Origin of the sequence: Nonomuraea sp. B10E15, from assembly GCF_039871615.1 — a bacterium.
Classification (GTDB): Bacteria; Actinomycetota; Actinomycetes; order Streptosporangiales; family Streptosporangiaceae; genus Nonomuraea.
Map to the genome: position 1 here is coordinate 827,101 of NZ_JBDPMB010000001.1, position 22,727 is coordinate 849,827.

The 22,727-nt window shown below is 71.3% G+C and carries 20 protein-coding genes; 11 read left to right on the forward strand and 9 right to left on the reverse strand.

What is annotated here, in order from left to right; translation table 11 throughout:
* Positions 1-7 precede the first annotated feature (7 nt).
* On the forward strand, positions 8-1,120 hold the full coding sequence (locus ABGB14_RS03810) for an FCD domain-containing protein (protein WP_347642102.1): 1,113 nt from the start codon (positions 8-10) through the stop codon (positions 1,118-1,120).
* On the opposite strand, the gene ABGB14_RS03815 is transcribed toward ABGB14_RS03810, so the two are convergent.
* On the reverse strand, positions 1,107-3,530 hold the full coding sequence (locus ABGB14_RS03815) for a glycoside hydrolase family 95 protein (protein ID WP_347642103.1): 2,424 nt from the start codon (positions 3,528-3,530) through the stop codon (positions 1,107-1,109). The genes ABGB14_RS03810 and ABGB14_RS03815 overlap by 14 nt on opposite strands.
* 298 nt (positions 3,531-3,828) lie before the next feature.
* Between ABGB14_RS03815 and ABGB14_RS03820 the strand changes: the two genes are divergently transcribed.
* A complete protein-coding gene (locus tag ABGB14_RS03820; protein WP_347642104.1) occupies positions 3,829-4,671 on the forward strand; it encodes an amidohydrolase family protein in 843 nt (280 codons plus the stop codon).
* A 16-nt stretch (positions 4,672-4,687) separates the two neighbouring features.
* Here the strand turns inward: ABGB14_RS03820 and ABGB14_RS03825 are convergent, their stop codons facing one another.
* The 6 genes from ABGB14_RS03825 to ABGB14_RS03850 are packed head-to-tail and all read right to left on the reverse strand — an operon-like array spanning position 4,688 to position 10,177.
* Positions 4,688-5,734, reverse strand: a complete 1,047-nt coding sequence (locus ABGB14_RS03825) for an aldose 1-epimerase family protein (RefSeq protein ID WP_347642105.1) — start codon at positions 5,732-5,734, stop codon at positions 4,688-4,690.
* Positions 5,731-6,456 carry an SDR family oxidoreductase gene (locus ABGB14_RS03830; protein WP_347642106.1) on the reverse strand — a complete coding sequence of 242 codons (726 nt, stop codon included), beginning with the start codon at positions 6,454-6,456 and terminating at the stop codon, positions 5,731-5,733. The genes ABGB14_RS03825 and ABGB14_RS03830 overlap by 4 nt, the downstream gene beginning before the upstream one ends.
* Complete coding sequence (locus ABGB14_RS03835) at positions 6,453-7,493, reverse strand: hypothetical protein (RefSeq protein WP_347642107.1); 1,041 nt, start codon at positions 7,491-7,493, stop codon at positions 6,453-6,455. The genes ABGB14_RS03830 and ABGB14_RS03835 overlap by 4 nt, the downstream gene beginning before the upstream one ends.
* Positions 7,481-8,671 (reverse strand): CoA transferase, encoded by a 1,191-nt coding sequence (locus ABGB14_RS03840; RefSeq protein WP_347642108.1) that lies wholly within the window; start codon positions 8,669-8,671, stop codon positions 7,481-7,483. The genes ABGB14_RS03835 and ABGB14_RS03840 overlap by 13 nt, the downstream gene beginning before the upstream one ends.
* Entirely contained in the window at positions 8,671-9,447 is a 777-nt protein-coding gene (locus ABGB14_RS03845) for an enoyl-CoA hydratase/isomerase family protein (protein ID WP_347642109.1), read from the reverse strand. The genes ABGB14_RS03840 and ABGB14_RS03845 overlap by 1 nt, the downstream gene beginning before the upstream one ends.
* Before the next feature lie 13 nt (positions 9,448-9,460).
* Positions 9,461-10,177 (reverse strand): FadR/GntR family transcriptional regulator, encoded by a 717-nt coding sequence (locus ABGB14_RS03850; protein ID WP_347642110.1) that lies wholly within the window; start codon positions 10,175-10,177, stop codon positions 9,461-9,463.
* 188 nt (positions 10,178-10,365) lie between these two features.
* Between ABGB14_RS03850 and ABGB14_RS03855 the strand changes: the two genes are divergently transcribed.
* From ABGB14_RS03855 to ABGB14_RS03895, 9 genes are all read left to right on the forward strand, one after another.
* A complete protein-coding gene (locus tag ABGB14_RS03855) occupies positions 10,366-11,028 on the forward strand; it encodes an aspartate/glutamate racemase family protein (RefSeq protein WP_347642111.1) in 663 nt (220 codons plus the stop codon).
* Complete coding sequence (locus tag ABGB14_RS03860) at positions 11,025-12,323, forward strand: RuBisCO large subunit C-terminal-like domain-containing protein (RefSeq protein WP_347642112.1); 1,299 nt, start codon at positions 11,025-11,027, stop codon at positions 12,321-12,323. Before ABGB14_RS03855 ends, ABGB14_RS03860 begins: the two co-directional genes overlap by 4 nt.
* Positions 12,324-12,330: 7 nt before the next feature.
* The gene (locus ABGB14_RS03865) at positions 12,331-13,569 is read left to right on the forward strand and encodes a four-carbon acid sugar kinase family protein (RefSeq protein WP_347642113.1); all 1,239 of its coding nucleotides are present in this window, start codon (positions 12,331-12,333) and stop codon (positions 13,567-13,569) included.
* Between the two features lie 211 nt (positions 13,570-13,780).
* Positions 13,781-14,533 (forward strand): SDR family NAD(P)-dependent oxidoreductase, encoded by a 753-nt coding sequence (locus ABGB14_RS03870; protein ID WP_347642114.1) that lies wholly within the window; start codon positions 13,781-13,783, stop codon positions 14,531-14,533.
* 434 nt (positions 14,534-14,967) lie between these two features.
* Positions 14,968-15,945 (forward strand): ABC transporter permease, encoded by a 978-nt coding sequence (locus ABGB14_RS03875; protein ID WP_347622537.1) that lies wholly within the window; start codon positions 14,968-14,970, stop codon positions 15,943-15,945.
* Position 15,946: 1 nt separating this feature from the next.
* Complete coding sequence (locus ABGB14_RS03880; protein ID WP_347642115.1) at positions 15,947-16,789, forward strand: ABC transporter permease; 843 nt, start codon at positions 15,947-15,949, stop codon at positions 16,787-16,789.
* Positions 16,786-18,855 (forward strand): ABC transporter ATP-binding protein, encoded by a 2,070-nt coding sequence (locus ABGB14_RS03885; RefSeq protein WP_347642116.1) that lies wholly within the window; start codon positions 16,786-16,788, stop codon positions 18,853-18,855. The genes ABGB14_RS03880 and ABGB14_RS03885 overlap by 4 nt, the downstream gene beginning before the upstream one ends.
* Complete coding sequence (locus tag ABGB14_RS03890) at positions 18,852-20,567, forward strand: ABC transporter family substrate-binding protein (protein WP_347642117.1); 1,716 nt, start codon at positions 18,852-18,854, stop codon at positions 20,565-20,567. The genes ABGB14_RS03885 and ABGB14_RS03890 overlap by 4 nt, the downstream gene beginning before the upstream one ends.
* Positions 20,568-21,001: 434 nt before the next feature.
* Entirely contained in the window at positions 21,002-21,505 is a 504-nt protein-coding gene (locus ABGB14_RS03895; protein ID WP_347642118.1) for an N-acetyltransferase, read from the forward strand.
* A 101-nt stretch (positions 21,506-21,606) separates the two neighbouring features.
* Here ABGB14_RS03895 and ABGB14_RS03900 read toward each other — a convergent pair whose 3' ends face one another.
* Both ABGB14_RS03900 and ABGB14_RS03905 read right to left on the reverse strand, forming a co-directional pair.
* Positions 21,607-22,119 (reverse strand): hypothetical protein, encoded by a 513-nt coding sequence (locus ABGB14_RS03900; RefSeq protein ID WP_347642119.1) that lies wholly within the window; start codon positions 22,117-22,119, stop codon positions 21,607-21,609.
* 260 nt (positions 22,120-22,379) lie between these two features.
* A complete protein-coding gene (locus ABGB14_RS03905) occupies positions 22,380-22,679 on the reverse strand; it encodes a hypothetical protein (protein WP_347642120.1) in 300 nt (99 codons plus the stop codon).
* Positions 22,680-22,727 lie beyond the last annotated feature (48 nt).

Below are 22,727 nucleotides of genomic sequence, written 5' to 3' on the forward strand. Positions count from 1 at the left end.
TCGGGGCGTGACTGGACGCGTTGACGACAAACGGCTGGTAATGGGCGCCGAGGAGCGCGCCACGCTCGAGGCGTGGGCGGAGGAAGCCGGGGGCGGGCTGGGCCTGCGCAGCCGCATCGTGCTGGCGTGCGCCGACGGGCTGTCGCGCAAGGAGATCGCGACCCGGCTCGACGTCAGCTCGGCGACCGTCGCGAAGTGGCGCGCCCGCTTCGTGGAGCGCGGCCTCGACGGCCTGGCCGACGCGCCGAGACCCGGGCGGCCGCGCAGCACGGAGCGGCAGGAGGCCGAGCGCGTGATCGCCGCCGCGGCTCATGGCTCCGCAGCGCCCTCCCTCCTGCCCTCCACCCGCTCGATGGCCAGGCAGCTCGGGCTGTCGCAGTCGACGGTCGCGCGCATCTGGCAGGAGCAGCAGATCGCGCCGCCCGCCAGCCAGGTGCTGCCCAGGGAGCTGCTGTCCGACCGCGTCTACGCACTGCTGCGCGGCTGGATCGTCTCGGGGGAGCTCGTGGCCGGGCAGCGGCTGGTGGAGGCCGAGATCGCCCGCCGGGTCGGCACCAGCCAGGCCCCGGCGAGAGAGGCTATCAAGCGATTGGCGCACGAGGGACTGGTCATCTCCTATCCCAACCGGGGCAGCTACGTCGCGGAGATCTCCGACGAGCAGGCCCGGGAGGTGCGTGACATCAGGGTGTTGCTGGAGGAGTATGCCGCACGCGGCGCCGCCGTCCGCATCCAGCCCGAGACGTTGCAGCAGCTCGCGGGGGATGTGCTGGCCATGCGGCGGGCGGCGGGCGACGGCGACATCGGAGCGTTCAGGGACGCCGACCTCGCCTTCCACCGGCGGGTGTGCGCCGCGTGCGGAAACTCCTTCCTGCTGCGGTTGTGGCGGACCATCGAGTCGAACCTGTGGAGCCTGCACGTGGTGGGCAACCCGCTCTACGAAGGCGACTGGACGGCGATGGCCGGCCACCACGACGACCTGGTGACGGCCCTGTCGTCCGGCGACCCGGACGAGGCGGCCCGCCTCTTCGCCGCCCACGCCCGCGGCGAGGCCTCCCGCACGCGCCCGCGTTCCCGGCCCGGCGCCGCCCCGCCGGGCCGGGAGGACGTCAGGCCGGGGTGATCTCGTACGTCGCGCCCTTGCGGGTGCCGAAGACGAGGACCCCGGGTTCGGGCCGGTCGGCCTTGACGGGGCGGCCTCGTTCCGTGACGGTGACCGGGCGGGCGGTGCGGAGGGTGAGCTCGCGTCCGAGGTCCGAGCGGATCCGGCCGCGCCGCAGGGCGCCGCCCTCCCACGCGAGGTCCACCTCGAACCCGCCGCGCGCCCGCAACCCCCGGTACGACCCGGCGGGCCAGGCGCCGGGCAGGGCGGGCAGCAGGTGCACCTGGTCGCCGTGGCTCTGCAGCAACATCTCCGTGATCCCGGAGACCCCGCCGAAGTTCCCGTCGATCTGGAACGGCGGGTGCAGGTCGAACATGTTGGGGGCGGTGCGCGCGGGCACGAGCAGGTTGCCCAGCCGCTTGTACGCCTCGGCGGAGTCCAGCAGCCGCGCCCAGAAGTTGATCTTCCAGGCGAGCGACCATCCCGCACCCGCCTCGCCGCGCAGCTCCAGCGTCCGGCGGGCCGCCTGGGCCAGGTCGGGGGAGAGGCGCGGGTCGATCTGGTGGCCGGGGAACAGCCCCCACAGGTGGGAGATGTGCCGGCTGCGCGACAGGGCGGCGTCGCCGCGGTAGTCCTCCTGCCATTCCTGGATCTGCCCGAGATGCCCCACCTGGTTGGGCACGAGCCGCGAGCGGGCCTCGCCGGCCTTCGCGCGCAGGTCCTCCTCGACCCCGAGGACCTCCGACGCCTCCGCGAACGCGCCGAACAGGTCCCGCAGGATCTGCATGTCCATGGTGGGCCCCGCGCAGATGCTGACGTTCTCGTCGCCGTCCTCGTGGTGGCCCACCTCCGGCGAGTGGGAGGGGTTGGTCACCAGGTGGCCGGTCCTGGGGTCGGTCTGGAGGGTGTCGAGGAAGAACTCCACCGAGCCCTTGATGAGCGGGAAGTGCTCGCGCAACCGCCGCTCGTCGCCGGTGTAGAGGTAGTGCTCCCACAGCGTCAGGCACAACCACGCCCCGCCGGTCGGCCACACGCCGTAGAACGCGAAGTCCACGGGCGCCGTGCCGCGCCAGCCGTCGGTGTTGTGGTGGGCGACCCAGCCCTTCGCGCCGTACTGCGTCCTGGCGGTGCGCGCGCCGGTCTCGGCCAGGTCCTTGATCAGGTCGAACAGCGGGTCCATGCACTCGATGAGGTTGCCGGGACCGGCCGGCCAGTAGTTCATCTCGCAGTTGATGTTGATGGTGTACTTCGACTCCCACGCCGGCGTGAGGGAGTCGTTCCAGATGCCCTGCAGGTTGGCCGCGTGGCCGGGCGCCCGGGAGCAGGAGATCAGCAGGTAGCGGCCGTACTGGAAGTAGAGGGCGGCCAGCTGCGGGTCCGTGTCGAGCTGCTGGCGGGCGATGCGCTCGCCGGTCGGCAGCGCGACCGCCTCCGACGTGCCGAGGTCGATCTCGACCCTGCCGAACAGCTTCCGGTAGTCGTGGACGTGCTTGCGCCGCAGCACCTCGTACGGCTGCCCGGCGGCCCGCTTCAGATGCCGTTCGGCCACCTCGGCGGGGTCGCCGCCGACGTCCTTGAAGCTGCGGTAGCTGGAGCCCATGGAGATGAGCAGCGTCACCTCGTCGGCGCCGGTCACGGTGAGCGTGCCGCCGTCGGTGCCGACCGTCCCGCCCTTCGCCTCGGCCCTGGCCAGGGCGCGGAAGCGCACCTCGCCCCTGAGCCCCTGGGTGTCGCCGCTGACGCCGTCGAGGGCGATGGTGGCGGAGCCGGCGGCGGCCGTCGTGGTGGCCTGCGGGCTGGAGAAGGCCGCCTGGAACGTCACCGAGCCGGGCTTGTCGGCCGTGTGGCGCACGACGATGACCTGGCCGGGGTTGCTGGCGAAGACCTCGCGGGTGTGGCGGACGCCGTCGCGGACGTAGGTGACGGTGGTGACGGCTCGGGTCAGGTCGAGCTCGCGCCGGTAGTCGGTGAACTCGGCCGGCCCGGGGAAGGTCAGGGTGAGGTCGCCGAGCACCTGGTACGGCGCCTGCTCGCTCGGGATGCCGAGGAACTTCTCGTCGGCCAGGTTCTGCGCCTTCTGCCACTTGTCCTCCCAGACCCACTGCCGGATCTGCGGGAGGGCGGCCAGCGCCTCGGGGTTGTCGTAGGTGTGCGGCCCGCCGGCCCAGATGCTGTCCTCGTTGAGCTGGAACCGCTCGGTGGCCACGCCGCCGAACACCATGGCGCCGATCCGCCCGCAGCCGACGGGCAGCGCTTCGAGCCACTCCTCGGCCGGGCGGGTGTACCAGAGGGTGAGCGGGTTGCCCTCCGGGCCGTGCTGCGTACCGGCCCGCGCGGGACCGGCGCTCACCCCGGTCACGAGCATGGATCCGGCCGCGGCGCCTAAGCCCGTCGCGAGCACGCCTCGTCGTGTGTAGCCGTCGTTGGTCACCGTTACTCCTCTTCCAGAACGCATGCCGCCGCCGGGGCGGGATGTCATGAGAGCGATGAGGGCGATCGCACCGTCAGGGGTCCGGATGTCTCTCGGACCGCGGGGGACGTCGAAGGCGAGTCGTTCAGCGGAGGTTCGCCGCGAACATGGGATGTATGTCTACGCGAAGAGGGCTCTGATGTCTATACTTCCCTCATTTCTGGCTCTAACGTAGGATGTATGTTAGGTTCCGGTCCGGAAACGATCTCCTCGTGGAGTGGGCGGCCGCCGCCGGCTCCCGACCGAGCCGGAAGCCGTGATGACCCGCATCGACGCCCACCACCACGTCTGGGATCTGTCCGTCCGCCCCCACGCCTGGCTCGACCCGGAGCCCATGGCCCCCGTGCGCCGCACGTTCACCCTCGACGACCTCGCCGGGCCCGCCGCCGCGGCCGGGGTGAGCCGCACCGTGCTGGTGCAGGTGCTGCCCGACCTTGACGAGACCCGCGAGTTCCTGGCCCTGGCCGCCCGGTCCGAGCTCGTCGCGGGCGTCGTCGGCTGGATCGACCTGACCGCGCCCGACGCCGCCGACACCCTCGCCGGGCTGCCCCATGGACAGCGCGGCGGGCTGGTCGCCGTCAGGCACGGCGTGCAGTCCGAGCCCGATCCCGGCTGGCTGACCCGCGCCGACGTGCGCCGCGGGCTCGCCGCCGTGGCCGCCGCCGGGCTGGCCTACGACCTGCTCACGCTCCCGCACCAGCTGCCCGCCGCCATCGACACGGTGGCCGCCGTGCCGGAGCTGACGTTCGTGCTCGACCACCTGTCCAAGCCGCCGATCGCCTCGGGCGAGCTGGAGCCGTGGCGCGGCCGGATCCTGGAGCTGGCCCGCCATCCCAACGTCTTCTGCAAGTTGTCCGGGATGGTCACCGAGGCCGACCGGGCGTCCTGGCAGGTGGCCGACCTGCGGCCGTACGCCGAGACCGTTCTGGAGGCGTTCGGGCCCGAGCGGGTGATGTTCGGCTCCGACTGGCCCGTGTGCCTGCTCGCGGCCGGCTACGGACAGGTCGCCGAGGCCGCGGACGAGCTCTGCGCGGGCCTGTCGGACAGCGAGCGCGCCGACGTCTTCGCCGGGGCGGCGCGGCGGGCGTACCGGCTGGACTGACGCCCGCCCGGCGGCCTCAGGGCGCCTCGACACGGAACGTGGTGTGGTAGGTCCGCGACTCCTGCGGGCCGAGCCAGATCATGCTGCCGTCCTCCCTCGCCGCGGCGTCGCCGGCGACGTGGTGCGTGGACGGTTCGAGCCCGACCGCGTAGTTGCCCGAGCGAAGGTTCAGCCACTCGAAGAAGTACGGGAACTCCTCCGCCGGCCACTCCACGGACACCTTCATCCCGAGCCGGTCGTTGACCACGGCCACCCGGTGCAGCCCGTCGTCGCCGGGGACGAGCGCGTGCTCGTACACCTGCTCCACGAACCCCGGCACCGGCCCGGGGAAGACGATGTGATCGGCCTTCTGCTCGGCCACGCTGTCGCTCTGCCAGAGCGTCTCGCGGATGGCGGCCTCGAACCTGGCGCCCTCGTCGAGCAGCGGCCAGCCCAGGTTGATGTGGTAGAGGTACATGTGCGGCGTCGGCTCGAACCCCGCGTTGGTGACGGTGTCCACCAGCCTGATCTCCTCGCCGCCGAGGTCGGCCTCGATCCGCCGCACCAGGCGCAGGTTCTCGGCGAAGACCGCGGCCTGGCGCACCTCGCCCTCGGCCCACAACACGCAGCGCTCGCCGTCCCAGCGCTCGCCGTAGCCGGTCAGCCGGGCGGGCAGGTTGCCCGCGCGCCCGTGCAGGCCGTGCCGCACCGACGTGCGAGGCGGGTAGCGGTAGGTGCCGGCGGGCACGTCGCCGCCGAACAGCGTGTGGTCGAGCCCGGCCGTGACGATGAGCCCGGAGAACGAGCGCAACCAGGACAGCCCGTCCTCGTCGGCGTTCTCGTGCAGCCCCGGATGGCGGAAACCCGTGGGGGAGCGCCAGCCGAACGCGCGCCCGCCGTGCTCGGCGTGCCCGATGTCCATGCACCTGTCCACCAGCACGTCGAACGCCAGCCCCGAGCCCGTCCTGAACTCCAGCGTCCTGATGCCGCGCTCGGCCCCGTCGCCGAGCGTCACCAGCCGGACCCCGCCGGCCGCGCTCAGATCGCCCGTCAGCTCGGCCAGCCGCCTGCGGTCCGGCGTCATGCCATCACCCACCCTCCGTTGACTTCGATGGTCTGGCCCGTGACGAAGGAGGCGTCCGGGCCGGTCAGGAACGACACCACGGCCGCCAGCTCCTCCGGCTTGCCGCGCCGCTGGAGCGCCTGCCGCTCCAGCACCATCCGGTCGTACGCCTCCGGATCCGGATGGATGCTCTCCGCCGCCGTCGGGAACGCGCCGGGCGAGACGCAGTTGACCCGGATCTCCTTCGGGCCGAGCTCGCGGGCCAGCGCCCTGGTGAGCGCGGCGGCGGCGCCCTTGGTGGCGACGTAGGCGGCCAGGTCGGACCAGCCGCCGTGCATGGTGATGGAGGCGATGTTGACGATCGCGCCGCCCAGGCCGCCCACCTGCCTGCTCATCTGCCTGCTCATCTGCTGGGCCGCGAGCTGGGCCGCCAGCCAGTACGCGCGCTGGTTGACCGCGTGCACGTCGTCGTACTCGCTCAGCGGCACCTCCAGGAAGGGCCGGGCCGGGTAGACGGCCGCGTTGTTGACGAGGATGCCGACCGGCCCCAGCCGCGCCTCCGTCTCGGCGAACGCGGCCTCGACGGCGGCCGGATCGCGCAGGTCGGTCTCCAGGTTGAGCGCGCCTTCGAGCGTCTTCGCGTCGACGTCGAGTGCCGCCACCCGGTGGCCGTCGGCGGCCAGCCGGCGGACGATCGCGCGGCCGAGCGCGCCGGCGGCGCCGGTGACGAGGGCCGTGGTCATCTGTGCCTCCATTCGTTGTGCAGGTCCTTGAACAGGTCGAGGGCCGGGACGCGGGCGAGCAGCCCGTCGCGGATCAGCGCGGACGCCCTCTCCTGCAGGGCGATGTAGCCGGGGAAGCGCGGCCTGATCCAGGCGGCCTCCAAGGTGGCCCGGGTGTCGCGGTAGAAGCCGCCCGTCTCCCACACGGCGCGGGCCGCGGGCTGCCCGCCGGTGGCGGGGAACAGCCCCGCCTGCACCGGCTCCGACAGCAGGCGGCGCAGGTGGGCGCGGACCGCCTCGCGGATCGTGCCGGCGCGCCGCCTGGAGACGGCCAGCCCGGTGCCGCCGAGCACGCTGCCCGGCGGCAGGCCCGGCCAGGCGGGGGCGTCGGAGAAGGTCAGCGGGTAGGAGCCGTAGCCGTACAGCAGGGGGCAGCAGTCGATCTCACCCGCCGCCAGCGCGTCGAGCACGCCGATCGGGTTGCGCAGCGACAGCCCGGGGTCGGCGGCGGCCAGCAGCTCCGCCATCAGCTCCAGCGCCCTGACCCCGGCCTCCTCGTCCAGGAAGTCGCCCGAGCAGAGCGCGCAGAACATGAGGAACGCGTGCGGCCCGCCCAGGCACAACGCCATCCGCGTGCCCCGGGCGAACGCCGCCATCTCCGTCCACTCCGCCGGCACCCGCACGCCCGGCCTGGCCGCCGCCACCTGCGTCGCCGCGTCGAGCGGCAGCGCCCACTGGCGCCCGTCCAGGTGGTAGCTGTCGAAGCAACGACCCGCCGAGCGGGCTCGCAGGCCCGCCAGCTCGTCCGGCTCGAACAGCTCCTCCATCGGCACCAGCGCGTCCACCGCCGCGCCCAGCCCCGGATGGTCGATGACGAGCACGTCGTACGTTTCGCAGAGCCCAGCGATCGGCTCCGACTCGAACCCCTCGAGCGGCTGCCGGTCCCACACGATCGGCTCGGGCACATCGCCGTACGGGTTCGAGCCGGCCAGGTCGAGCCGGGTCAGCTCGTCGAGCGGGGCGTACCCCCTCGGATGGTCCCAGGTCAGTCCTCGCATGCCAGCACGCCCTCCGCCACCAGCTCGGCCGTGCGCTCCGGCGGGTATCCGAGCTCGTCGAGCAGCTCCCTGGTGTGCTCGCCCACCAGCGGCGCGCCCCTGCGCACCTCCGGAGGGGTGGCGCTGAAGCCGTACGGGAAGCCGGGCGTGGTCACCGTGCCCTCGGTGCGGTGGTCGTAGGTGACGAACGACCCGTTCTGCCTGACCTGCGGATCGGCCACCAGGTCGGCGTAGCCGTACACCGGGCCGGCCCACAGGTCGTGGCGGGCGCAGATCTCCAGCCACTCGGCGGTCGTGCGGGCGGGCAGGCGGCGGGCCACGATCGCGGTGATCTCGTCGCGCCTGGTGTGGCCGTCGGCGTCGCCGTCCATGCCCGCGAGCTCGGGCAGGTCGAGGGCGACGGCCAGCGCGTCGAGCCGGGGCATGCCGAGCGCGAGATAGCCGTCCTTCGTGGCGAACACGCCGTAGGGCGCGCGGATGTAGGTGTGGCCGTGCGGCTCGCTCCCGCGGCGCTGCGGCACGCCGCCGACCGTGAAGATCGACAGCTCCTGCATCTGCACGGCGACGGCCGCGTCCAGCATGTTGACGCTCACCCGCTGCCCCTCCCCGGTGCGCTCGCGGTGCAGCAGCGCGGCGAGCGCGCCTTCGAAGGCGCTGTAGGCGGTGATGGCGTCGATGGCGTACGTGCCCGCGGGGGCCGGCGGGTCCCCCTCGCGGCCGGTGCTCAGCATGGCACCGCTCATGGCCTGCAGCAGCAGGTCCTGGCCAGGCCGCGACGCGTACGGCCCGGTCTCGCCGTAGCCGGACATGGAGACGTACACGATGCGGGGGTTGATCTCGCTGATCGTGGCGTAGTCCATGCCGAGCCGCTCGGCCACGCCGGGACGGTAGTTCTGCAGGAACACGTCGGCCGTCGCGGCCAGCCTGTGCACGATGGCCCGGCCCTCGTCCGCCTTCAGGTTCACGGCCAGGCTGCGCTTGTTGCGGTTGAGCGACAGGAACGACGCGTTCACCCGGTTGCCCGTCGCCCCGCCCGCCGGGGCGTGCCGCTGCCACTCGCCGGTCACCGGCTCCACCTTGACCACGTCGGCGCCCAGGTCGCCCAGCCGCATGGCGGCCAGCGGACCCGCCATCGCGATGGACAGGTCGACCACGCGGTAACCGTCGAGAATGCCCATCAGCGCCCCTCGAAGACGGGCTCGCGCCGCTCGGCGAAGGCGGCCCTGCCCTCGGCCGCGTCGGCGGTGGCGAAACAGACGGTCTGCAGGTCGCGCTCGTACTGGATGGCCTGCTCCAGCGGCATGGAGTAGGCCGCCCTGACGTTGGCCTTGGCCGTCTGCGCGGCGATCGGCGGCCTGGCCGCGATCCGGCCGGCCAGCTCCAGCGCGGCCGGCAGCAGCTCCTCCCTCGGGTGGAGCTCGGTGACCAGGCCCCAGCGCAGGGCGCGGGCGGCGTCGATCGGGTCGCCGGTGAGCAGCATGGTGGCCGCGTTGCTCGAGCCGACGGCGTGGGCGAGCAGCGCCGACTGGCCGCTGCCGCCGATCCAGCCCAGCTTGATCTCGGGCGCGGCGAACGTCGCGGTGTCGGCGGCCAGCCGGATGTCGCAGGCCAGGGCCAGTTCCAGGCCGCCGCCGTAGGCGTAGCCGTTGACGGCCGCGATGATCGGCTTGCGCAGGGCTCGTACGGCGTCGCCGTAGTCGCCGCGGTTGCGGAACTCCCACGGCGTCGCGTAGTCGTCGAGCTCGCCGATGTCGCTGCCGACGCAGAACGAGCGCTCGCCCGCGCCCGTGAGCACGGCCACCCGTACGGCCGGGTCGGAGCCGACCCGGTCCAGGCCGGCGCGGAGCGCGGCGGCCATGCCGGGGGTGATGGCGTTGAGCTTGGCGGGTCTGTTCAGGGTGACGACGGCCACGGGGCCGTCGACGTCGAGGTGAACGTGCACTTGTTCGCTCATTTCGGTGGGGTCTTCAGCAGCAGAGGCGGGCGTGCTGCTCGGCGTCGGCGCGGGCGACCTCGACCACCTCGCGCATCGCCTCTTCGGCCTTGCGGTGGTGGTGGCGCCTGATCGCCACGGCCACCCGCTCGTGGCCGGGCAGCGTCTCCTTGTTGTGGGCGACCGAGCGGGTGTGCACCTGGCGCACGGACCGCAGGGCGATGCTGATCATGTCGTAGACGTAGAGCAGCAGGTCGTTGTCCGCCGCGGCGAACACCGCCTTGTGGAAGGCCAGGTCGGCCTCGATGAACGGCTCGGGGTCGTCGGCGGTGGCGTAGAGCGCGGCCAGTGCCTCGTCGATGCGCCGGACGGCCACCGCGTCCGCCCGCTCGGCCGCCACCCGCGCCGCCCCGGGCTCCAGCGCGACCCGCAGGTCGGCCAGCACCCGGATGTCGCCGGGCTGCGGCTCGGGCATGAACCGCCAGCTCAGGACGTCGGCGTCGAGCAGGTTCCAGGACTCGCGGGGGCGCACGATGGTGCCCGCACTCCTCCTGGTCTCCAGCAGGCCCTTGCCGGCCAGCACCTTCACGCCCTCCCGGACGGCGGACCGGCCCACGCCGAGCTCGCCGACCAGCTCCTCCTCGATGGGGATGGACGTGCCGGGGGCCAGCGCGCCCCCGACGATCTGGGCGCCGAGCGCCTGGACGACCTGGACGTGCCGGGCCGCGTCCGGCTGGGGATCTGTTGCCACGGTTCCGCAAGGTACCCCGAGCGCGCGCCTTTTCCTAGACCCTTCATCGGATGAAGTTCGAACTTCATCCGATGAAGACTCTTAACAATCCGCGATCTCGGTAGTACGTTGCCTGGGAGCGGCACGACCAGCCACCCGAGCAGACCGCCACCCGCCATCGCTGGTCACCGACCCCATAGGGAGACACCATGAGGCTGGGACTGATCCACACCTCGGCGACGCTGGTCGACGTGTTCGCCAAGCTGTGCGCCGAGCACCTCCCCGGCATCGACACGTTCAACATCGTCGACGACAGCCTGATCAAGAACACCATCGCCGCGGGCCGCCTCACCCCCAGGACCGCGCGTCGCGTCGCCGGTCACGTCGGCTCCGCCGAGGCCGCGGGGGCCGATCACATCCTGGTGACCTGCTCCTCCATCGGCGCCGCCGTCGAGGCCGCCGAGCCGCTGACCGGCGTGCCGGTGACGCGGGTGGACCGCCCGATGGCCGACCGCGCCGTCGCGCTCGGCCGCCGGATCGGCGTGCTCGCCACCCTGAGCACCACCCTCGAACCGACCGCCGACCTGGTACGCCGGCGCGCCGCCGCGGCCGGCAGGGAGATCGAGCTGACCGCCAGGGTGTGCGAGGGCGCGTTCGAGGCGCTGATGAGCGGCGACGCCGCCACCCACGACGCGCGCGTGGCGCAGGCCCTGAGCGAGCTCAGCGGGGACGCCGACGTGATCGTGCTGGCCCAGGCGTCGATGGCCCGCGTCGCCGGTACGGTGCCCGCGGCGGCGCCGATCCTGGCCAGCCCGCCCCTCGCCATGGAACACCTGGCCGGGGAGCTCCTGGGCGGGCGGACGCGCCGATGACCACCTCTCCGGGGACGGAACACGTACCGGCCGCCTCGCACGGGGCGGGGCGCGAGCTGACCGTCGCCACGTACCACGTGCTCACCCGCCTCCCGCTCGACCAGGCGGTGAGCGCGATCGCGGGCGAGCAGAGCACCGGCACGTTCGTCAGCGTGGCGGGGGAGAGCGACGAGCTGCGCGCCCGGCACGGCGCGGTGGTGCTCGGCATGACCGAGATCCCCGCGCCGGTCGCCGAGGCCCTGCCGGGCGCGGCCGGCGACGGGCCGCTCACGGCGGGCCTGGTGCGGATCGGGTTCCCGCTCGACAACACCGGGCCGTCGCTCACGAACGTGCTTCCCGTGGTCGCGGGCAACCTGTTCGAGCTGCGCGAGCTGGCCGGGCTGAAGCTGGCCGACCTCGACCTGCCCGCGGCCTTCGGGGAGGCGTACCTGCCCGCCCGGTTCGCGGTGGAGGGCACGCGCCGGCTGGTGGGGCGTCCGGACGGGGTGCTGATCGGCACCATCGTCAAGCCCAACGTCGGGCTGCGCCCTTCCGACTACGTGGACCTGGTGCTCGAACTCGGGCTGTCCGGGGCCGACTTCATCAAGGACGACGAGGTGAACGGCGACTGCCCGCCCGCGCCGCTGCCGCAGCGGGTGCGCGCGGTCACGGGCGCGCTCGACGAGGTCGAACGGCGGACCGGGCGGCGGCCGATGTACGCGTTCAACATCAGCGACGAACCCGACCGGATGCTCGCCAACCACGACCTCGTCGTGGCGGCGGGGGGCACCTGCGTCATGGTCAACCTGAACGTCGTGGGCCTCCCGGCCGTCGCGATGTTGCGGCGGCACTCCCGCGTGCCGATCCACGGGCACGTCACCGGCACCGGAGCGCTGTTCCGCCACCCGGGGATCGGCATCGCGCACGTCGCCTACCAGAAGCTGGCCCGCCTGGCCGGGGTCGACCACCTGCACTGCGGCGGGTTCCACAGCAAGTTCTACGTCACCGACGACGACGTGCAGCGGACGGTGGCGGCCGTGCGCGAACCGCTGCTCGGCGGTTTCCCGTGCCTGCCCGTGTTGTCGTCCGCCCAGTGGGCCGGCACCGCGCCGGTCACCCTGGAACGCACCGGCACCAGCGATCTGCTCGTCCTGGCGGGAGGCGGCGTGCTCGGGCACCCCGACGGGCCCGCGGCCGGGATCACCAGCATCCGGCAGGCGTGGGCGGCGGCGGAGGCGGGCGTGCCGCTGGCCGAGGTGCGCGAGCCCGAGCTGGCCCGGGCGCTGCGGTACTTCGGCGGGGTGGTGCGCAAGTGAGGCCGCTATGACGCGCATCGCCTTCGCCGCCGACGACTTCACGGGCGCGACCGACGCGTTGTGGCAGTTCAGACGGCTCGGGCTGAGCGGATCCCTCGTCACCGGCGTGGCGCACCTGCACGACCGGGACGACGTCATCGGCATCGCCACCACGGCTCGGGCGTCGGCCGACCCGGCGTCCGTGGTGCTGCCCGCGTTCACGGCGCTGGCGGCGCTGCGGCCGCTGGCCATCCAGTACAAGGTCTGCTCGACCTTCGACTCGTCCCCGGAGCGTGGGAGCATCGGGGCCGTCATCGCGGCCCTGCGCCGTGCGGGCCTGGCGCGGGGCCCCGTGCCGGTGCTGGCCGCGCAGCCCGAGCTGGGCCGCTACACGTGGTTCGCCAACCATTTCGTACGGGCGGGCGACGAGGTCCACCGGCTCGACCGGTATCCGCCGGCGCGCGACCACCCGGTCACCCCCGCGACGGAGGCGGACCTGCGGGCGCGCCTGGCCGGGCAGGGCGCCGGCCGGACCGGATGGCTGCCCGCGTCGCCGTCGGAGGAGGCGTACCGGGCGAGGGCCGGGGACACCGGGAACGCGGCCTTCGTGGCGGACGCGATGACGGACGACCACGTCAGGGCGCTCGGCCGGCTGCTGCTCGCCGACGCCGCCACCCGCACCCCGCTGTGCTGCGTCGGCTCCGGCGGCCTCAGCCGCGCCCTCGCCTCAGCCCTCACCGCCGCCCCCACCCCGGCGACAACGGTGGGGCAGGGAGCGCTGGGAGCGGTCGCGCCGGTGCTCGTCCTGTCGGGGAGCCGGTCGCCGATCACCGCCCGCCAGATCGACACCGCCGAGCGCGCGGGGTGGCGGGTGCTCGGAGACCTGTCGGGGCCTGCCGGCCTCGTCGAGCAGGTCGAGGCGAGCCTGCGCGACGGCCGTCACACCGTCGTCGAGTCGACGCGTGGACCGGCGAGGGACCCTGACGGCATCGGGAAGTCGCTCGGCCGGATCGCCGCGACCATGGTGCGCGCCGGGCTGGTGCGGCGGCTGGTGGTCGCGGGCGGCGACACCTCGGGGCAGGTCGTCGCGGCGCTCGGCGCCCGGTCGCTGGACGTGACCGGCAGCCTGGCCGCCGGCGGGCCGGTGTGCGTGCTGGCCTCGGACGATCCCGCGGTCGACGGGGTCGAGGTGGCGCTGAAGGGCGGCCAGGTGGGCGGCGACGACTTCTTCCTCCGCGCCGCGGCCGGCCTCGCCGCCACCTGCTGATCCGCGTCCGCCGGCCGGCACCGTGCCGTCTCTCCCCGCCCAGCCTGGGATCCGCGGCGCGGTAGCCGGGCGGATACGACGGGAGGAGTACCGGGGCGGTGGCGCGCACTCCTGGAGACGCAGGCGGGAAACACCCGTGTGTCCGACGCCGCCGGCCGCCCGCACCGGGCAAGGTGAAGCCGGAAACACCGACGGCGGAGGGAGCACGGTCATGATGTATCCGGATCTTGAGGGAAAGGTGGCGCTGGTCACCGGCGGTTCTGGAGGCATCGGGAGCGAGACCGCCCGGGTGCTGGCCGGGCAGGGCATGCGGGTGGTGGTGAACGGCCGCGACCCCGTCGCCGTCGAGGACGTCGTGCGGTCCATCGGCGGGACGGCGATCGGCGTCGCGGCGGACAGCACCGACCCCGCCTCCGTCGAGTCGATGCGCGAGGAGGTGGAGCGCCGGCTGGGCCCCGTCGACGTGCTGGCGGTCTTCGCCGGCGGTGGCACGGGCCGGCCGCGGCCCATCGACCAGATGAGCGAGGACGACTGGCACGCCACCGTGCACGCCAACCTCACCTCGACGTTCCTGGCCGTCAGGAGCTTCCTGCCCGGCATGCGGCGGCAGGGGAGTGGCTCGATCATCACGATGGCGTCCCTGGCGGCGCGCAGCCCCACGCCCGCCTCCGTGGCCTACACGGCGGCGAAGGCCGGAGTCATCGCGCTGACCAGGCAACTGGCGCACGAACTCGGCCCCGCGGGAATCCGGGTCAATGCCGTCGCCCCTTCGACGATCATGACGGACCGGCTGGAGGAGCGGATGCCGCAGGAGTTCAAGGACCGCCTGCGGGCCGAGCATCCGCTGGGGCGGCTCGGCACACCGCTCGACGTCGCGAACGTGACCGCCTTCCTGGCCTCCGGCGCCTCCTCGTGGATCACCGGGCTGACGATCGACGTCGCGGGCGGCAAGTGGATGCCGTAGTGCCCGCTGTCCGCGGCTGGGCGCCCCCTCCGCCGGCCGCTCGGCGAACGCTCCGCCGGGAGACGGCGGCGCCCTTGACGCCGCGCACAGCACATTCGCAACGACAAGGTGGATCACCTTGCGCGATCGTCAAATAGTGTCCGGATTCTGTGACATTACCCCCGGCGGAAGTGCCGTGAAGCGCATCAGATGAGGAGATGTCGTCGCAGGTGAAGCCGGTGATCGAGGGGTGCGTGGCGGGGATCGCGGCGCTAATGCGCTTGACCTGAACGTTACGCCGAACGGTTTCTGCCCGTTATATTTTTACATATATTCTGCGCTCTGATCGCCATCTCGGCGTCAAGTGGATTTCACCGAGCGAGATGGGTTTACGTTGCGAGGGCGCCTCTCTCCTGCCGGAAGTCCGCGCCCGCGGTCAGCGCGAACGGAGAGTAATGGGCAAGTACCTGCTCCGCAGGTTGGCAATAAATGTGATCTTGGTCGCCATCGCGGCCAGCCTGGCGTACATGCTCGCGGCCACCACCATGAACCCGCGGGGGGCGTACGAAGGTCGCCAGCCACCGGTCGCAGAGGCGGTCATCGACGCGACGCTCGATGAGTACAACCTGAACGACAAGACTCCGGTGCTCGTCCGTTACGGCACGTGGGCGAAGGGCGTCATCACCGGCGACTTCGGCCGCACCTGGAACGGCGGTTCGGTCAACAACGAGATGGGCCGGCGGATCATGGTGAGCCTCCGGCTGCTGCTCATCGGCACGCTGGTCGGCTTCGCCGTCGGTGTGGCGCTCGGCGCGATCTCCGCCGTGAAACAGTACAAACTCACCGACCGGTTCATCGGGGTCAGCTCCTTCGTGATCATGGCCGTTCCGGTGTTCGTGCTGGCCACCCTCCTTGCGATCGCCACGTACAACCTGAACAGAGGGCTGGGGTTCTCGCTCATCGAGTACACCGGCGAGTACAACCCCCGGCTGTCGGGCTTCGACCAGTTCCTCAACCGGCTGAACCATCTGATCCTGCCGACGATCTCGCTCAGCCTCGGCCTGATCGCCTTCTACAGCCGCATCCAGCGCAACATGATGCTCGACGTGCTCAACCAGGACTTCGTCCGCACCGCCATGGCCAAGGGCCTGAGACGCAGGACGGCGCTGACCAAACACGCGCTGCGCACCGCGCTGATCCCCGCCGCCACCTATTTCGCCTTCGCGTTCGGGACGATGTTCACAGGCGCCACCTTCACCGAGAAGATCTTCGCCTGGCACGGCATGGGAGCCTGGCTGGTCGACTCGATCAACCAGAACGACGTCAACTCCGTCGCCGCGGTGACCTTCTTCACCGCCGTCTGCGTGCTGTTCGCCGCCTTCCTGTCAGACCTGCTGGTGGCGGCCCTCGATCCTCGGGTGCGGGTGAGCTGACATGCGTTCGAAAGTCGTCCTGCGGCGCCTGCTCCGCAACAAGCAGGCCCGCTATGGCTCCATCGCCCTGGTCGTGCTGGTGGGCCTGGCCTACCTCGGGCCGTTCGTCGGCCCGTACGACTGGACCGAGAAGGACTTCCTGGCCTTCCTGTCGCCGCCCGGCGGCGACCACTGGTGGGGCACCACCACGATCGGCCAGGACATGTACGCGGTCACGCTCCGCGGCATGCAGAAGTCGATCATCATCGGCCTGCTCGTGGCGCTCATCTCCACAGGGCTCGCCGCGATCGTGGGTGCGTTCGCCGGATATTTCGGTGGCTGGGTGGACAAGACGCTCATGTGGGGTGTGGACCTGCTGCTGGTCCTGCCGAGCTTCCTGATCATCGCCATCATCTCGCCGCGGCTGCGGGAGGGCGCCTCCTGGCTCTGGTTCGTGGCGCTGCTCGCCGCGTTCTCCTGGATGATCACCTCCAGGGTGGTGCGCAGCATGACGCTCTCGCTCCGCGAGCGGGAGTACGTGCAGGCCGCCGTCTACATGGGCATCCCCCGCTGGAAGATCATCTTCCGGCACATCGTGCCCAACCTGTCGTCGCTGCTGATCATCGACGCCACGCTCAACGTCAGCGGCGCGATCATCGGCGAGGCGGCGCTGTCCTTCTTCGGCTTCGGCATCCAGCCGCCGGACGTCTCGCTCGGCACGCTGATCGCCGAGGGCTCGCGCAACGCCACCGGCTACCCCTGGCTGTTCGCCTTCCCCGCGGGCCTGCTGGTGCTGCTCGTGCTCAGCGTGAACCTGATCGGCGACGGCCTGCGTGACGCACTCGACCCGGGGAGCAACTCGTGAGCATCTTGGAGGTCAAGGACCTCACCGTCACCTTCCCCGGCGGCATCCAGGCCGTGCGCGGCGTCAGCTACGAGGTCGAGCGCGGCGAGGTGCTCGGCATCGTCGGCGAGTCCGGCTCGGGCAAGTCCGTCACCTCTCTCGCCGTCATGGGCCTGCTGCCGGCGAACGCCGTGGTCAGCGGCTCGGTCAAGCTGCACGGTCAGGAACTGCTCGGCATGAAGGAGGACGAGCAGATCAAGGTACGCGGCAAGACGATCAGCATGATCTTTCAGGATCCGCTGTCGGCGTTCACGCCCGTCTACACCATCGGCGACCAGATCGCCGAGGCCGTCCGCGTCCACCAGAACGTCGGCAAGGACAAAGCCGCCAAGCGCGCCGTCGAACTGCTCGACCTGGTCGGCATCCCCAATCCGAGCCTGCGCGCGAAGGCGTTCCCGCACGAGTTCTCCGGCGGCATGCGGCAGCGCGCGATGATCGCCATGGCCGTCGCCAACGACCCCGACCTGCTCATCTGCGACGAGCCCACCACAGCGCTCGACGTGACCATCCAGGCCCAGGTGCTGGAGGTGCTCAAGACCGCCCAGCAGGAGACCGGCGCCGGCATCGTGATGATCACGCACGACCTGGGCGTCATCGCGGGCATGGCCGACCGGGTGGTCGTCATGTACGCGGGCCGCCCGGTCGAGCAGGGTCTCGTGGACGACATCTACTACCGGCCGCGGATGCCGTACACGATGGGCCTGCTCGCCTCGATCCCGAGGATCGACGGCGAGGAGGGCCCGCTCGTGCCCATCGACGGCAACCCGCCCTCGCCCGCGTCGCTGCCGCCCGGCTGCCCCTTCGCGCCGCGCTGCCCGATGAAGGTGGACATGTGCGACGACGAGGAGCCGTCGCTGACCCCGTTCGGCAGCGGGCGCCACGTGGCCTGCATCCGCTCGCACGAGATCGAGCACAAGGGCCTGACCGGGGCCGACGTGTTCCCGGTGCCGGTCATCCCGCCCAACGAGGTGGTCAGGGTGCCGCGCGCCGAGCGCCCCACGGTGCTCGAGCTCGACGACATGATCAAGCACTACCCGCTGCTGAAGGGCGCGATCGTCAAGCGCCGCGTCGGCACCGTCTACGCCGTCGACGGCATCAGCTTCGACATCGCGCAGGGCGAGACGCTGGCCCTGGTCGGCGAGTCCGGCTGCGGCAAGACCACCACGCTGCAGCAGATCATGCAGCTGCAGCCGCCGGAGGGCGGGCGCGTCGTGGTGCTCGGCAAGGACAGCGCCGAACTGGACAAGGCAGGGCGTAAGAGCCTCCGCCGCGATCTGCAGATCGTCTTCCAGGACCCGATGGCCGCGCTCGACCCGCGCATGCCGGTCGGCGACATCATCGCCGAGCCGCTGCGGGCGCACGGCAAGAAAGAGGTGCGCGAGAAGGTCGAGGAGCTGCTGGAGCTCGTCGGGCTGGCCGCGGAGCACGCCGAGCGTTACCCCCAGCAGTTCTCCGGCGGCCAGCGGCAGCGCATCGGCATCGCCCGCGCGCTCGCGCTGGAGCCGAAGCTGCTGGTGCTCGACGAGCCGGTCTCCGCGCTCGACGTGTCCATCCAGGCGGGCGTGATCAACCTGCTGGACGAGCTCAAGAGCAGGCTCGGCCTGTCCTACCTGTTCGTGGCGCACGATCTGGCGGTGGTCAGGCATCTGGCCGACCGCGTGGCCGTCATGTACCTGGGCAGGATCGCCGAGATCGGCACGGTCGAGGACGTCTACGACAGCCCCGCGCACCCGTACACGCAGGCTCTGCTGTCGGCGATTCCGCTGCCCGACCCCGAGATGGAACGCACCCGCAAGCGGATCCTGCTCGAAGGCGACCTGCCCAGCCCGGCCGACCCGCCGTCTGGATGCAGGTTCCGCACCCGCTGCCCCAAGTTCGCCGTGCTCAGCGAGGCGGAGCGGCGGCGGTGTGTGGACGAGGAGCCCTCGGTTGCCAGGCTGGCGAACGCCGTCGACCACGGCGCCGCCTGTCACTACGCGGAGGAAGTCGAGGTCATCACGGCCTCGGACAATCAGGAGGAAGAGTGAAGGTTCGTTACCGTGCAGCCGCTGGGCTGACGGTCCTGGCCATGGCCGTCGCCGCCTGTGGCGGCGGCGGCGAGACCAAGCAACCGAACGCCGAGCAGTCCAAGCAGGCTCAGCAGCAGATGTCGGAGACCCCGGCCATCAGCATCAACCCCGTCCCGTACGAGCAGGTCAAGGACGGCGGCACGCTGACCGTGGCGATCGGCCAGTGGCCGAGCCAGTGGAACGGCCAGCACGTGGACGGCAACCAGGCCGACACCGCGTTCATGCTCGACGCGTTCCTGCCGCAGCTGATGGTCTCCGACGAGAATGCTACTTTCACCGCCAACCCCGACTACCTGACCGACGTCAAGAGCGAGGTCGCCGACGGCAAGCAGGTCGTCACCTACACGCTCAACGACAAGGCCCAGTGGTCGGACGGCACGCCGATCACGTGGAAGGACCTCGAGGCCCAGTGGAAGGCCAACAGCGGCGAGAACGAGAAGTTCAAGCCCGCCTCGAAGGACGGCTGGGACAAGATCGAGTCGGTCGAGAAGGGCGACTCCGACAAGGTCGCCATCGTGACCTTCAAGCAGCCCTACCTCGAGTGGCAGGGCATGTTCAACCGCGGCACCTCGCACCTGCTGCCGGCCAAGCACATCGAGACGCCTGAGGCGTACGACAAGGACTACCTGCAGAAGATCCCGGTCACCGCCGGGCCCTTCAAGGTCGAGAAGCTCGACGAGGGCACCAAGACCCTCACCCTGGTGGCCGACGACAAGTGGTGGGGCAAGAAGCCCAAGCTCGAGAAGGTCATCATCCGGACGATCGAGACGCCAGCCGCGCAGGTGAACGCCTTCGCCAACGGCGAGATCGACGCCGTGGAGATCCCGCCGGGCAGCCCTGCCGACCTCAAGCGGGCCAAGGAAGTCCCCGACGTGGACATCCGCAAGGCGCTGAGCCCCAACTGGCGGCACATCACGGTCAACAACCAGAGCGACTTCCTGAAGGAGAAGTCGGTCCGGCAGGCCGTGCAGTACGCGATCAACCGTGACGTGATCACGCAGTCCGACCTGAAGGACATGGACTGGCCGCTGCAGACGCTCGGCAACCACGTCTTCATGAACAACCACAAGAGCTACGTCGACAACTCCGGCGACCTCGGCAAGTACAACCTGGAGAAGGCCAAGCAGCTGCTCGACGCGGCCGGCTGGAAGCAGGAGGCGGAGGGCCAGCTCCGCAAGAAGGACGGCAAGGAGATGTCGCTGACCTTCGTCGTCCCGGCGGGCGTGCCGTACGCGAAGACGGAGGGCGAGCTGACCCAGGCCATGCTCAAGGAGGCCGGCATCGGCCTGACCATCCGCCCGGTGCCCGATGACAAGTTCTTCACCGACTTCATCATCAAGGGCGACTTCGACCTGGTGCCGTTCTCCTGGATCGGCACGCCGCTCCCGATCGGCAGCCTGGCGCAGATCTACAAGACCGGCTCCGAGAGCAACTTCCCGAAGTCCGACGACCCGGCCGTGGACAAGGCGATCGACGCCGCGGTGTCCTCGACGGACCCGGAGCAGGCCGCCCAGCTGGCCAACGAGGCCGACAAGCTGATCTGGGACATGGTGCACACCATCCCGCTGTACCAGCGTCCTGACATCCAGGCGACCAAGAAGACCCTCGCCAACTACGGCGCTGAGGGCTACAAGTACAACGACTGGACGTCGATCGGCTTCACCGGCTGATCCTCGCGCACGACGAACCCCCGGCCGGGCCCGCCCTGCCGGGGGTTTCGCGTGTCCGTGGAGCCTGTTGGCGGGCTCTGTGGTCGTCGGGTAGGGTCGTGCCCGAATCGGTGCCTTCCGTCGACACGAAGGCATGGTGGTGTGGCGAGCGCCCGGAGGCGTCGCCGGAGGAGCAGGAAGGAGCGAGGAGCGTATGACCGCCCGCTGGGTGGCTGCCGCGAGCAGCATCCGTTCCTCTGCCCGTCCGGGCTCCCTGGGAGCCGGTCACCGCAGCTGAGCCGGGTCGCCGCGTGGTGTCACGCGGGCCCCGCCCTGCGCGCCGGCGCGGGAGTCCTCCCTCTGAGAAGGGCTTCTCCGTTGTTCGATCCATCCCTGTTCGCGGATGCGACGACGTCCACCTCACCCTGCCCGCCGCACACGACTGGAGCACACGCATGACCGACGATCTCACCCTGCGCGCCGAGAAGGCCGGTGACGTGGCAGCCATCAGGGCCGTGACCGCGGCCGCCTTCGGCAGGCCGGAGGAGGCCGACCTCGTCGAGGCGCTCCGCCGCGACCCGGCCTGGATGCCCGCCCTGTCACGGGTGGCGGTCTCCGGTGGCCGTGTCGTCGCCCACGCCCTGCTCACCCGCTGCCTCGTCGGCGAGACACCCGCGCTCGCCCTGGGCCCGGTCGCGGTCCTGCCCGAGACGCAGCGCCAGGGGCTGGGCACGCTGGTCGTCGAGGACGTGCTGCGGGAGGCGCGGGAACGCGGCGAAAGTGCCGTGATCGTGCTCGGGCACCCCCCGTACTATCCCCGTTTCGGCTTCACCATCGCCTCCCGCCACGGCATCGGCGTCACCTTCGACGTGCCTGACGAGGCGTTGATGGCCCTGTCGCTGGACGGTGCGCCGCTGCCGTCCGGCACGATCCGCTACGCGCCTCCGTTCGGCGTCTGACGGACAGCCGCGGGCGCCACCCTCCCGGCGGCGCCCGCGGCGATCAGCGCCGGAACTCGCGCAGCGTGGTCGGCGGCCGGCCGTACGCAGGTGACTGAGATTTATGGTTCTGCTTCGGAATCAAGAAGCTTGGCGGCCGCATGAGGGTCCATGAGAGTGGACCAGATCTGCTCGTTCCCGATCAAGGAACGGTGGGGCATCCGTGCCTCGGGCGCCCAGCTCTGCGGATCGCATCCCGGCACGAGTTCTAGGACGAGGGCTACCAGGTCGGCAGGGACGGGTCCGGTGATCCGGACAGCGCAGTAGGTTTCGTGGCCATCGTCGGCGCGTACCTGGACGCCTACCACACTGGTTCCCAGGTCGACGCTGTGTTCGTACCCGTCACCCAGTGAGGCGCAGGTCAACCCGTGGACGGCCTGGCGCAGGTGACGCAGCGCGCGGACACCGCTTTCGGCTTGGTAGCGGATGCGGTCCTCATCGGAGGGAAGGAGATGCCCGATATACGTGGCTCCGTTGATCGGCTGGGTGTGTTCGGTGTTGTATCGGGTCCGGGCAGCCTTCGCGTTGGCTTCCAGCGCGGCGTAGAAGTCGTCGACGGCGCCGTCCTCGCGCATGCCCGCGGCGATGATCCCACGGCAGGTCCGCTTCCAGCCAAGCGGCTGCGCGCCAACGCTGGATCTTCACCTTGAACAGAATCTGATCGGTGATCGCGCGGATCCGCTCGTGTGGGGTGCCGGCGTCGGCGAACATGGCGGACGCCTTCACCAGCACCGGATGGTTGATCTCATCGAGTGGATCATCCACTGGCGGTATCGGCAGGCGCAGATCGTCGCGAAGGGTGCGGAGGGTGGGGCGAGCGTGCTCCATTGCCGTGTCAGTCTTCCCGGACACCGCCGACGGCATTGATCTGCTCGGCGGTGAGGCCGGTGAGCAGTGCGACGCGGGAGAGGTTGGAGCCGTCGAGCTTGCGCATGGACTCCTTCATGCTGGAGCGGATCTCCTCGCGCCGTAGTTCCAGGTAAACCCGGACTGCTTCGGCGACCAGGTCCTTCTTCGTCAGGCCCAGGAAGTGAGCACCGTCAGAGATCAACTGGTCGACCTCGGGGGCGACCTTCAGCGGGGCGGTGGCCCGGCTGGTCTTCTCGGTCGCGCCGGACCCTGCTGTCTTGGCCATTGCACACACCCTTTCCTGGTACCCCATGGTACCGGCTGCTCCCATGGG

Bases quoted from the DNA above. Each gene is read 5' to 3' on its own strand.
- ABGB14_RS03820 (WP_347642104.1), top strand. From the start codon at position 3,829: ATGACCCGCATCGACGCCCACCACCACGTCTGGGATCTGTCCGTCCGC.
- ABGB14_RS03825 (WP_347642105.1), bottom strand. From the start codon at position 5,734: ATGACGCCGGACCGCAGGCGGCTGGCCGAGCTGACGGGCGATCTGAGC.
- ABGB14_RS03830 (WP_347642106.1), bottom strand. From the start codon at position 6,456: ATGACCACGGCCCTCGTCACCGGCGCCGCCGGCGCGCTCGGCCGCGCG.
- ABGB14_RS03835 (WP_347642107.1), bottom strand. From the start codon at position 7,493: ATGCGAGGACTGACCTGGGACCATCCGAGGGGGTACGCCCCGCTCGAC.
- ABGB14_RS03840 (WP_347642108.1), bottom strand. From the start codon at position 8,671: ATGGGCATTCTCGACGGTTACCGCGTGGTCGACCTGTCCATCGCGATG.
- ABGB14_RS03845 (WP_347642109.1), bottom strand. From the start codon at position 9,447: ATGAGCGAACAAGTGCACGTTCACCTCGACGTCGACGGCCCCGTGGCC.
- ABGB14_RS03855 (WP_347642111.1), top strand. From the start codon at position 10,366: ATGAGGCTGGGACTGATCCACACCTCGGCGACGCTGGTCGACGTGTTC.
- ABGB14_RS03860 (WP_347642112.1), top strand. From the start codon at position 11,025: ATGACCACCTCTCCGGGGACGGAACACGTACCGGCCGCCTCGCACGGG.
- ABGB14_RS03865 (WP_347642113.1), top strand. From the start codon at position 12,331: ATGACGCGCATCGCCTTCGCCGCCGACGACTTCACGGGCGCGACCGAC.
- ABGB14_RS03870 (WP_347642114.1), top strand. From the start codon at position 13,781: ATGATGTATCCGGATCTTGAGGGAAAGGTGGCGCTGGTCACCGGCGGT.
- ABGB14_RS03875 (WP_347622537.1), top strand. From the start codon at position 14,968: ATGGGCAAGTACCTGCTCCGCAGGTTGGCAATAAATGTGATCTTGGTC.
- ABGB14_RS03880 (WP_347642115.1), top strand. From the start codon at position 15,947: ATGCGTTCGAAAGTCGTCCTGCGGCGCCTGCTCCGCAACAAGCAGGCC.
- ABGB14_RS03895 (WP_347642118.1), top strand. From the start codon at position 21,002: ATGACCGACGATCTCACCCTGCGCGCCGAGAAGGCCGGTGACGTGGCA.
- ABGB14_RS03900 (WP_347642119.1), bottom strand. From the start codon at position 22,119: ATGCGCGAGGACGGCGCCGTCGACGACTTCTACGCCGCGCTGGAAGCC.
- ABGB14_RS03905 (WP_347642120.1), bottom strand. From the start codon at position 22,679: ATGGCCAAGACAGCAGGGTCCGGCGCGACCGAGAAGACCAGCCGGGCC.